The organism is Prosthecobacter sp., from assembly GCF_044373815.1.
In the GTDB taxonomy this organism is placed as follows: Bacteria; Verrucomicrobiota; Verrucomicrobiia; order Verrucomicrobiales; family Verrucomicrobiaceae; genus Prosthecobacter.
Genome location: NZ_JBIPNG010000189.1, coordinates 1 through 11,662 on the forward strand (window position 1 = coordinate 1; position 11,662 = coordinate 11,662).

The 11,662-nt window shown below is 59.3% G+C and carries 8 protein-coding genes; 7 read left to right on the forward strand and 1 reads right to left on the reverse strand.

What is annotated here, in order from left to right; genetic code table 11:
• Positions 1-779: NAD(P)/FAD-dependent oxidoreductase (locus ACIREA_RS16045; protein WP_397383305.1), on the forward strand; the 779-nt coding region annotated here is incomplete at its 5' end.
• A complete protein-coding gene (locus tag ACIREA_RS16050; RefSeq protein WP_397383306.1) occupies positions 776-2,524 on the forward strand; it encodes a zinc-dependent peptidase in 1,749 nt (582 codons plus the stop codon). The genes ACIREA_RS16045 and ACIREA_RS16050, both read left to right, overlap by 4 nt.
• On the opposite strand, the gene ACIREA_RS16055 is transcribed toward ACIREA_RS16050, so the two are convergent.
• Positions 2,525-3,286, reverse strand: a complete 762-nt coding sequence (locus ACIREA_RS16055; RefSeq protein ID WP_397383307.1) for a helix-turn-helix domain-containing protein — start codon at positions 3,284-3,286, stop codon at positions 2,525-2,527.
• A gap of 136 nt (positions 3,287-3,422) precedes the next feature.
• On the opposite strand from ACIREA_RS16055, the gene ACIREA_RS16060 reads away from it, so the two are divergent.
• From ACIREA_RS16060 to ACIREA_RS16080, 5 genes are all read left to right on the forward strand, one after another.
• Entirely contained in the window at positions 3,423-4,694 is a 1,272-nt protein-coding gene (locus ACIREA_RS16060) for a hypothetical protein (RefSeq protein ID WP_397383308.1), read from the forward strand.
• Between the two features lie 46 nt (positions 4,695-4,740).
• On the forward strand, positions 4,741-7,524 hold the full coding sequence (locus ACIREA_RS16065; RefSeq protein WP_397383309.1) for a sialate O-acetylesterase: 2,784 nt from the start codon (positions 4,741-4,743) through the stop codon (positions 7,522-7,524).
• 15 nt (positions 7,525-7,539) lie between these two features.
• Positions 7,540-9,075, forward strand: a complete 1,536-nt coding sequence (locus ACIREA_RS16070; RefSeq protein ID WP_397383310.1) for a sulfatase-like hydrolase/transferase — start codon at positions 7,540-7,542, stop codon at positions 9,073-9,075.
• Positions 9,072-10,619 (forward strand): L-serine ammonia-lyase, iron-sulfur-dependent, subunit alpha, encoded by a 1,548-nt coding sequence (locus ACIREA_RS16075; RefSeq protein ID WP_397383311.1) that lies wholly within the window; start codon positions 9,072-9,074, stop codon positions 10,617-10,619. Before ACIREA_RS16070 ends, ACIREA_RS16075 begins: the two co-directional genes overlap by 4 nt.
• 91 nt (positions 10,620-10,710) lie before the next feature.
• Positions 10,711-11,662: PA14 domain-containing protein (locus ACIREA_RS16080; protein WP_397383312.1), on the forward strand; the 952-nt coding region annotated here is incomplete at its 3' end.

An 11,662-nucleotide genomic window follows, 5' to 3' on the forward strand; every position in this document is an offset into this window, starting at 1 on the left:
CCAACACCCTCGGCATCCCCGCCCAAGTGCTCGATGCCAAAGCCACCGCCGCACTCGATCCCAACATCACCATGGATGTCTGCGGCAGCGTCTTCTTTCCCAAGGACTGCCATCTCCCCCCCTCCCGCTTCATCTCCACCCTCGAAACCGAACTCACACGCCTCGGCGTTCAGTTTCTATGGGAAACAGAAGTGAAAGATTTCAAGGTCGAAGACTGCACACTGCGCGCGATCAATACCACAAGAGGTGATGTCGAAGGTCAGGAAGTGGTGCTTTGCAGCGGCGTCTGGTCAGCGGATCTGGCGAAGTCGCTGAGTCTCAAACTGCCGATGCAAGCAGGCAAAGGTTACAGCCTCACTTTGCCGCAGCCCGCCCAACTTCCGAATCTGTGCAGCATCTGCACGGAGGCCCGTCTCGCCGTCACCCCCATGGATGGCGCGTTGCGCGTCGGTGGCACCATGGAAATGGCCGGCATCGATGAATCCATCACCCAGCGCCGCGTGCGCGGCATCACCCGGGCGTTTCCGCAGTACTTTCCGGCGTTTGAGAAAAGTGATTTCGCCGAAGTAAAACATTGGAGTGGCCTGCGCCCAGTCTCCCCAGATGGCATGCCCTACATCGGCCGCACCCAGCGCTGGAAAAATCTCACCCTCGCCACCGGCCATGCCATGATGGGCCTCAGCCTCGCCCCTGCCACAGGAAAGATCGTGAGCGATCTGCTTGCCGGAGAGAATCCACCCTTGTCTCTCGATTTGATGTCACCCGACCGCTTCGCATGAAAACTGTCCTTGCCACCCTTCTCTTCATATCGACGGCTGCGCTGGCGCTCGACCGGCCCAAGCTGCAGATCATCAACGCCTCGCCGAATGCAGTGGAAGTTTTCTGGCTGAACCCAGATGGCCAGCGCGTTTCCAATGGCAAAATCGAACCCGGCAAGGACCGCATCATCGGCACAACACTCGGACATCGCTTCGTGATCGTAGATGGCGATAAAGACACAGAAGTCGTGAGCAAGGTGCGCGTGCAGGGCTTGCGCTACGATCCTGCTGCCAAGGATGGCGTGCCATCGTTTTACACACAGTCTGCCAGTGCGGGAGGCTTTCCCATCGTAGCCTCCGTAAAGGTCAGCCCATATGCACTGAAGGAGGCGGTATATCTCGTGGACATGATGTTAGCCAGGCGGCCAGACGTGCGCGCAGCGATGATCGCCAGCGGTGCACGCCTGTGCATTCTGGCTCACAACGAATTCACCACAGACCAGCCCGAATTCGCCCTCCTGGAGCCAGTGAAAGGCTTTGAGACCCTGGGTGCCAAAAACTACTGGGATGCGCGTGCGCGCGGCCTAGGCGGCAGCGAAACGGACCCTTTCTGCTCCTGCGCAGAGGAAAACCTCCTCGCTTACGATGGCGATCCGTATGACACCGAAAACATCCTCATCCACGAATTCGCCCACAACATTCACCTGCGCGGCCTGACGAATGTGGATCCCACTTTCGACAAGCGTCTCAAAGACGCCTTTGATTCCGCGATGAAGGCCGGACTGTGGAAAGGCGCCTATGCTTCATCAAATCATCACGAATACTGGGCCGAAGGCGTGCAGAGCTGGTTTGACAACAACCGCGAGAACGACGCCCAGCACAATCACGTCAATACCCGCGCTGAGTTAATCGCTTATGACCCACAGCTCGCAGCACTCTGCAGCGAGGTCTTCGGTGACACTGAGTTGAAGTACACCAAACCGCAAACACGGCTCACCGGCCACCTCGCAGGCTACGTCCCATCCAAAGCGCCGAAGTTTGGGTGGCCGGAGCGGCTTTTGCAGGCACGCGGCTTGATCAAGCAGCAGCAGGTCAAACGCTTTCAAGAAGCCACGGGGAAGAAATCACATGATGAGCGCCTGATCACTGGCTGGACCGTGCATGTGAATGTGAAGCTGATCGAAACAGACTCAGCCGCCCTGGAAAAAGCCATGCAACTGCTGCGTGCCCAGCTCGATGAGATCGTGCGAGTCGTTCCAGCCAAGGCGGTGGCGGAGTTGCAGAAAGTGCCGCTGTGGATCAATCCCGAATATCCAAACACGCGCCCCCGCGCCGAGTTTCATCCGGATGGAGATTGGTTGCGCACAAACGGCCGTGATCCTGTGATGGCGAAGGGCGTGGAATTCACCAACGTACGCATCTTTGAGGCGGAAACACGCCGCATGCCGAACTTTGCACTGCATGAACTGGCGCACGCTTATCACAACCGCACAGTGCGCATGAGCTTTGGAAATCTGGAGATCAAAGCGGCCTACGAAAAAGCCAAAGCCAGCGGCAAATATGATCGCGTGAAGCGCATGGACAGCGAAGGCCGCAGCACCCTGGATCGCGCCTATGCAATGACCAATCCCCAGGAATACTTTGCCGAATGCACCGAAGCCTATTTCACCCGAAATGACTTCTTCCCCTTCACGCGCGAAGAGCTGAAGCAGCATGATCCTGAAATGTTTTCCCTGCTGGAAAAGCTGTGGGGCATGCAACCATAATCAGCCCTGCTGTGACTGCCGCCGGTGTTCGGTGGGAGATGTGCCGGTGACGGCACGAAATGTGCGAGTAAACGCGCTGTGATCGGCGAAACCGCAGTCGAGTGCAATCTGGGCGACGGAGGCATCAGTTTCGCACAACAACCGGCTGCCAACGGAGATGCGCGTCTTGGTGATCAGTTGCATCGGGCTGATGCCGTGGATGCGCCTGATGATACGCGCAAAGCGGGCTGCCGTCATGCCTGCCTTTCGCGCAAGCAAGGAAGGGCTCACCGGATCATCGTACGCGGTTTCAAGATACCGCAGCACACGCTCCACCTTGGGAGGGACATCTTCCCGGCTGACGGGAGCCGCCAGATCTTTGGAGATGCCGATGAGACCCGACACCTTGCCGAACTCATCGCGCACGGGCAGCTTGCTGGTGAGTCCCCATACAGGCACGTTCGGCCGCCGCCAGAAAAGCTCCAACCGCCCCACAATGGGCTGCCCGGTTCTCAGTACCTGCTCATCCTGCTCGGTCGGAATGCGTCCATAGTCCCCGGGGCAGACATCACAGGGCCTCCTGCCAATCATCTGCGATTTATCTTTGAGGCCGTGCCGATCAACGAGGGATTGGTTCACCACCAGATAGCGTCCCTCGGCATCCTTGATGAAAAAAGCCGTGTCATGCATCAGGTCGGCCATCTGCTCGATCACACGTGCGTCGATGAGCAGCGTGCCTTTCTTGGAGAGAATGCCGGGAACGGCTGATGTGACTTTTTTCATACAGTAAGGAAAGGCCAGACATAACGGCAGCCAGCGATGCGCCTTCTACCCACGTTGCCATTGTGCATTTTTTATCAGATCCGCAGGTTAGAAGACTCAAGACACAGAGGCTGCTCCTGTCAGATAATGCAGTGAAATGCACAAGCTCGCTTTAACAACCCTCGCCGCATTGCTGATGATACTTTCCATTGGGTCAGTCGATGCTCAAACCGCGTTGGAAACACTGCGCGCCCGGGCCGCTGCCAGCGACATCAAAGCACAGCTAGATCTGGCACATCGCCTTCGAGACGGCAAAGGCGTCGCCAAAGACGATGCCGAGGCCCTGAGATGGGCGCATATGGCGGCGGATGCCGGCAGCCCCGACGCGATGGATTTCGTCGGCTTCGCCTATCTTCGTGGCGCAGTTGTGAAACGCAATCCGGCCATCGCTTTCGGCTATTTCAAAGCCGCGGCGAATGAATCTGCCCAGGCGGCTTTCAATCTTGGCCAGTGCTACTACGGCGCGCAAGGCACGGAACAGGACTGTGCGAAGGCCCTGGAATGGTGGAAGAAGGCAGCTGAGATGGGCCATGGACGAGCCGCCGCATGTGCGGCGATGGCCTATCACTCGGGTGAAGGAGTCGGACGCGATGCTGCACAGGCGCGCCGCCTAGCAGAACACGCGGCTGAATTGAACAATCCCTCGGGTATGGTGTTGCTCGGCGAAATGCACTTTCTAGCCGGTGAAACCGACGCAGCGATAGCAAACTGGACCAAGGCTTCGAAACTCCACCCCACGGGCATCACGGGCCATCCATCGCAACCGTCTGACAATGCCTCCGCTCAACAAGCGGCGGATCTGCTGAGACTCATGGCCTACAGGCTGCGCAAAAGCGAGCCGGGCAAGTTCGCGTTCGTTCAGATGCCGCACATCCAGCAGGGCTACAACAACTGCGGCTCCACCGCCTGCGCCATCTTTGCCCGCTTCCAAGGCAGCGAGATCGGCGGCTGGGATTTCAAGCGCCTTTGCCCCTCGCCACTAGGCACCGGCACGGACTGGGGCCATCTCCTGGAGGCCTCGAAGAAGATCGGACAAAAGTGGAAACTCATCACATTCACACCCGACGACGCTGGGTTTGATCAAGCGACCGCGATGCTGAAGAGCGAACTCGACGCAGGCCGCCCTGTGGTCGTGGACTTCAAATACATCGGCCCGCAATACCCCGGAGGCAGCGCCGGCCATACGCTCAATGTGTGTGGCTACATCGCAGCGGAAAACCTCTACATCCTCTGCAATCCCGCCGTCGCCACACCGGGCATCCAGCTCATCACTGCAGACGACATGAAGAACTTCTGGCGCTCAGACCACTATGGCCAGCTCTCCAAAGGCGTTCTTTCCAGGCCAGCATTTGTCATTGATAACCGTTGAGAGCCCCCTGCCGTTAACACGGAACCATTCACCAGCTCGCCAAGTCATGAAACTCGCCATCACTATTCTTCCTCTGTTGCTCTGCTCGACGCAGTTGCTAGCAAAGCCGCTGAAGGTCTTCATCCTCGCCGGCCAGTCGAACATGGAGGGACATGCTAAGATCGAGACCTTTGACTACATCGGCGATGATCCCGCCACCGCGCCGCTGCTGAAACAGATGCGCGGGGCAGATGGCAAACCGACCGTGTGCGATCACACTTGGATTTCGTATTACACCGGCAAATACGACGGCAGCGCGAATGGAGAGGGCACGGGCAAGCTCACGGCTGGCTTTGGTGCGCGAGACGATGCGACGAGGTCGAACGGCAAGATCGGCCCGGAGTTCACCTTTGGCCTCACGATGGATGCTGCACTGAAGGAGCCAGTGCTTATCATCAAGACCGCGTGGGGCGGCAGAAGCCTGAACACCGAGTTCCGCCCGCCGAGCGCGGGGCCGTATGAACTCAACGACTACCAGAAGAAGCTCTACTACGGCCCGCCGGGTCACGGTGTTCCGAAGGACATGCCCCAGTGGCTTGCGGAGAAGAAACAGGAAACAGGGCGCTTCTATCGCTACATGGTCGAGCATGTGAAGCGTGTTCTCGCTGATCCGAAGCGCGTGTGCCCGGCCTACGACGCCGCGCAGGGCTACGAGATCGCGGGCTTCGTCTGGTTGCAGGGATTCAACGACATGGTGGACGGCCACACCTACCCTGACCGTGGCAAGCCCGGGCGGTATGCGGTTTACAGCGACCTGCTGGCCAAGTTCATCCGCGACGTGCGAAAGGATCTAAGTGCACCGCAGATGCCATTCGTCATCGGCGTCATGGGTGTCGGCGGTTTGAAAGCCAATCCTGAAACCCTCGCATTCCGCGAGGCAATGACCGCGCCCTCTTTGCTTCCCGAGTTCAAAGGCAACGTCGTCGCCGTGCAGACAGCGCCGTTTTGGTCAGAGGAACTCGGAGTCATCGACGACAAAAGAGCCCAGGTTCGTCAGATGGGCTTCTACATGAACTCAAAGCACAAAGACCACGCCAACGCCGACGGCCACATGACCGAGGAGCAGAAGCGCGAGTATTTGAAGCAGTTTGAAGCCAGGCTCATCTCCCCTGCTGAAGTAGCACTATGGCAGCGCGGTGCATCAAACGCCGGATACCATTATCTCGGCTGCGCCAAGACCTTTGCGCTAATGGGCCGGGCCTTCGCTGAATCCCTTCTTCATCCTAGGCAGACATCGCCTGCGGCGACACCCCAGCAGGGCGAAATGGCAGGTTATCTGTTCGGTCCCACTGAAAAAGTGCCTGAGGAGTTCAACGGCGGTTTTTCACTCTACGCCGCGGCCTGGCCGCTGGTGGCGACTTATCCAGGGCATAAGTTCCAGACCGGACTCTGCGGCACCTGGATGCATCCACAGTATGAGGAGGGAAAAAAACCGGAAGGCAAATGCTACACCGACATCGAAGGCGGGCTCGGCTGGTGGCGGGACACACACTTCCCCACCACCACTCCAAAGTTCATCATGGGCGGTGTCGGCCCGAACTTTTCTTTCATAGCAAACGGTCCAGGCTACGGCGCGGGCACCTGGGAAAAACCGCGCGGCCAGTATGGCGTGGCACAGCTCAGCCCGTGGCTGCTGTTTCCTCTCGATGGCCTGAACCTCAAGCAAGGCACCAGTGGTGAACTCTTTGGTTATGGCTATCTGCCTCTGCCACTTACCAATCCGAAGACCACCACGACGGGCAAGAACACGCCCACAGGGAATCAATGCTGGACGCTCTTTCTCAACACCGCAAACTTCAAAGGACCTGCCGCTTTCTTCACGCCGTTTTTCTGGACACAGGCCACAGTCGACCACCCGGAGTGGGCAGACATGCTGCTCGACTCACGCCCTGCCGGCCCCAACAAAGCCATCCAGATGGAGACGCAGCACGTGCCTGCCATTCTCACGAAAGATGCCAGCGGCAAGGAATACGCACGCGTGGCCCCGACGGCATTCCCCATCGGACCCGACGGCACATCCACCGTTCTGCACCGGCTCACTGCTTATAAAAAAGCAGCCCTGTGGGATGACGTGCAAAAATGGTTCGATGGCGGCGCGACAGCAGATGGCGCAATCAAAGCGGACGAATCCGTTGTTCACAACTTCCGCGCAGGCGGCGGCTCAAACTGGAGCATCTATCCGCCAGGAACAAAGCGGGAGGAAAAAGTGCCGCTGGCCTGGAGGGACTTTGCCACTTCCTTCACACCGAATCCGATCACCTTTGGCTACCAGTGGAACAAGCAGCTCACACGCAGCAGCGGCTCGCTCGTCACTCTGCCGGAATACTACGCGCTGGGCACCAACGGCAAAAAGCCGCAGTGGAATGTGCTGCCGCCTCAGGAAGTGCCTGCCGAACTGGGCCTCACACAGCACCGCTTTGAGCCCCCCGCTGAAAAGCCACAGGAGCCACGCACCACACCCGATGATGCGGCCAGTTGCTGGAAGAAACCCGGCCCCGCCGCTGGCCCGTTCAAAGCCCGGCTAGGTGATGGCAGTGTGGTAACGTATTATTGGTATCGCTTCGCCGACCAGCCCGCGATGCTCAATGCCGACCTCACCGACGAAGAGCGTGAGCAAGTACAAGCCCGCGTGGAGAAACTGCACCGTGCCTGGACCAAAGACCGCGTCTACCTCACTCCTCCCGATGTCGGCACATTAGCACACATCGATCCCGCCTTGATCCTCACGCCACCCAAGGGCCTTGAGGCTGGCTACGTGCCCATCGCCACTCGCCAGGAGATGGAAAAATAACCATCAATGCACCTCATGAGATCACTGGGCTTGCTCCTGCTGCAGATCACCTTTGTTTGCAGCCAAGCACTCGCGGCCACAAAGCCCCATGTGCTGCTCATCCTCGCGGATGACCTCGGCTACGGCGATGTGCGTTGCTACAATGCGCAGTCGAAGGTGCCCACGCCAAACATCGACCGCCTCGCGCGTGAAGGAATGCGGTTCACCGATGCGCACAGCCCGGCCACCGTTTGCACTCCATCACGCTACAGCCTCATGACAGGCCAGATGGCGTTTCGGGTGCCCAATGGCGGAACGGTGTTTCAGGGTGCTGGCGGGCCTTGTTTGATTGCACAGGGTCGGCTCACACTTCCCGCGTTGCTAAAAAACCAGGGATACGCCACCGCAGCCGTCGGTAAATGGCATGTGGGCCTAACATTTCGCGACAGCCTCGGCGAAGCCATTCACAAAGGTGGATTGGAAGACGTGCAGCACATCGATTTCACACGTCGCATCGAAGGCGGGCCGCTGGATCATGGCTTTGAGCACTTCTTCGGCACGGCCTGCTGCCCCACGACCGACTGGCTCTATGCCTTCATTGATGGCGACCGCATACCCGTTCCTCCAACGATGCCCATCGACAAATCGAAGCTGCCCAGGCACCCCTATGCAAATGACTGCCGCGCAGGCTTCATCGCACCAGATTTCCCGATGGAGGCAGTGGACCTGCTCTTCCTCAAGAAAAGCCGCGAGTTCATGGAAGAGCACATGCGCACCACGCCGGACAAGCCCTTCTTACTCTACCACGCCACCCAGGCCGTTCATCTGCCGTCCTTTGCCGCGCCTGATTTCCAGCACAAAACGCAGGCCGGCCCCCATGGCGATTTCATCGGCGAACTGGATCACATCATCGGTGAGTTATTGAAGGAACTCGACAAGCTCGGCATCGCGGACAAGACCATCGTCCTATTATCCAGCGACAACGGCCCCGAAACCACCAGCGTCGTTCACATGCGCAGCGATCATGATCACGATGGTGCCAAGCCCTGGCGCGGCATGAAGCGTGATGCCTGGGAGGGCGGCCACCGCGTGCCGCTCATCATCCGCTGGCCGGGTCATGTGAAAAGCGGCAGCAGCAGCGATCAACTCGCCAGCCTCACCGATGTGATGGCAACGCTCGCCGCGATCACCGGCTCGGAGCTTCCGCACAATTCCGCAGAGGACAGCTTCAATCTGCTGCCAGTGCTCGAAGGCAAAGCAACGGCACCGATCCGCCCCTATCTGCTCACGCAGGCCTTCGGCGGACAGCGCACGCTTTCCATCCGCCGTGGCTCATGGAAGTACATCGACCACCGAGGCTCTGGCGGAAACAACTATGCCAACCCCGAGTTGAAACGATTCGTTCTGCCCGAAGTTGCACCTGAAGCACCAGGCCAGCTCTACGATCTCGCCAGTGATCCCGGTGAAACCAACAACCTCTATTTCAAACACCCCGAAATCGCCGCCGAGTTGAAAGCCCTGCTCGATAAATCCAAAGCCGAAGGCCGCAGCACCGTCCCCAAAAAACCATGAGCGCCGTCTCCATCTTCAATGACGTCATCGGTCCCGTGATGCGCGGGCCTTCCAGCTCCCACTGCGCTGCGGCACTGCGCATCGGGCGTCTGGCGCGTGATCTGATGGAGGAAAACATCACGGACGTGCTGGTGGAGTTTGACCGCGCAGGCTCACTGCCCACCACACATGAGAGCCAAGGCAGTGACATGGGCCTCTTTGGCGGACTGCTCGGCTGGGACGCCGATGATGAGCGGCTGCCCGACTCCGCACAGGCGCTCGCAGATGCCGGGATCAAACTGCGCATCGAAACCGTGGACGTTGGAGATCCCCATCCAAACACCTACCGGCTGACGCTCCGCAATGCCCATGTGCAGCACACGCTCATCGCCATCTCAACCGGCGGCGGCATGATGGAGATGCTCAGCATTGATGGCGTGCCCATGACCATGGACGGCGGCTATCATGAGACGCTCATCTGGCTGCCAAAGACCGTCTCCGCAGAGTTTGAGGCCGATGAAGTCCTGCATCATGACGCAGGCGAATTCCAGATCCTCCAAGTCAAGTCGGCGGCATTTGTAGACACGGATCATCTGCCCTTCATTACCGTCAAACGACTCTACCCCGTGCTCCCTGTGCCTTCGCGCAAAGACATGCGCGTGCCGTTTAAAAGCTGCACAGAGATGCTCACCCACGATGGCGAGCGCCACACGCCGCTGTGGCGACTGGCCGTCGAGTATGAAATGGCGCGCGGAAATTTCACCGAGCGTGAAGTCATCGACAAGATGATCGCCATCGTGCGCATCCTCCGCAAGTCGATCGCCAGCGGCATCGCGGGCACGCAGTATGAAGATCGTGTACTCGGACATCAAAGCGGACGCTTTAACGAACTGATGCAGGCGGGCAAGCTGCTCGATGGCGGTGCACTCAATCGCATCGTTCTCTACGTCACCGCCTTGATGGAAGTAAAAAGCTCCATGGGCGTCATCGTGGCCGCTCCGACGGCAGGTGCCTGTGCGGCGCTGCCCGGTGCGGTCATCGGCATGGCAGAGGCTCTCGGCAAGTCCGAGGAGGACATGGCGCTGGCCATGCTCGCGAGCGGAGTCATCGGCGTCTTCATCGCCACGCGCTGGACCTTTGCCGCAGAGGTGGGCGGCTGCCAGGCGGAGGGAGGAGCGGCCGCCAGCATGGCCGCTGCTGCACTCGTCACACTCGCAGGAGGCACTCGCGATCAAGCCATCGCAGCAGCCTCGATGGCGTTTCAGAGCATGCTCGGTCTGATCTGCGATCCCATCGCCAACCGCGTCGAGGCCCCCTGCCTTGGCAAAAATGTCATGGCCGCCAGCAACGCCCTCTCCTGTGCCAACATGGCCCTCGCAGATTTTGATCCGCTGATTCCCCTGGATGAAGTGATCGACGCCGCCAAAAACGTCGCCGCCATGATGCCGCGCGAGCACCGCTGCACCTCCCTCGGAGGACTGGCGATCACGCCGACTTCGCTGGAGATCGAGCGCAAGCTGGGCGCTCGCAAAGCGCAGGGCTGCGGTGGCTGCGGCTGCCATTGACCCCGGCGCTCCCGGAGCAGCCATGCGCGAGTTCAGTGAAAGAGGGTTGCGGCGAAGGGATTATTCTCTTAGCCAAGTTTCACCCCCTTTCATGGCTCAAACATCCCCCCATTCTCGATTTGCCTGGCTCACGCTTGGGCTGCTGACGGCGTACGCTCCTGCCGCCGAGCATCCCGGTGCCGTCATTTACCAAAAGATGTGCCAGGAGTGCCACGGGGCCAAAGGCCAGGGCGTGAAGGACAAGTTTGACGATCCCCTCACTGGCGACCTTACCCTTGAGGCGCTGGCGCGCAAAATCGAACGCACCATGCCGGAGGACAAGGAAGGCACCTGCGTGGGTGAGGACGCCAAACAGGTGGCCGCCTACATCTATGAATCCTTTTATTCCTCCGCAGCGCAGGCTCGCAGCCATCCGCCAGATCAGGACCTGAGCCGCCTGACCATCTCTCAGTATCGCGCTTCAGTGATGGACCTCATCGGTCGCTTCCGCATGGGCCCGGGATTTGACCGGCCCGTCAATGCCGAGGCAGGCCTGAAAGCCAACTATCGCGGCGTCGAACTGCCCAAGCCCGGCGAGCCAGTCGTGGACACCACGCCAAAAGACGGCATCAAAGCCAAGCGCCCAAACTACAAGTTTGAGCGCGTCGATCCGCAGGTCGCATTTCACTTTGGCGCAGGCAGTCCGGACAATGCAAAGATGGAGGCCGAGCAGTTTCAGGACACCTGGGAAGGCAGCGTGGTTGCCGAAGAAACGGGCGTCTACGAATTCACCCTCAAGACCGAAAATGGTGCGCGCCTGTGGATCAATGACACCAGTGAAACCGGCGTCCTCATCGATGCCTGGGTAAGCGCCGGCCCCACCGTGCGCGAGGAAAAGAAAAGCCTCTTCCTCGTCGGTGGCCGGGCATATCGTCTGAAGCTCGATCACTTTAAATTCAAGGAACAGTCCGCCTCCATCGAACTCCAATGGAAGCCACCTCATGGCGTCACAGAGATCATCCCACAGCACGCCCTGCGCACCGACCGCCCGCGCGAGCTCATGA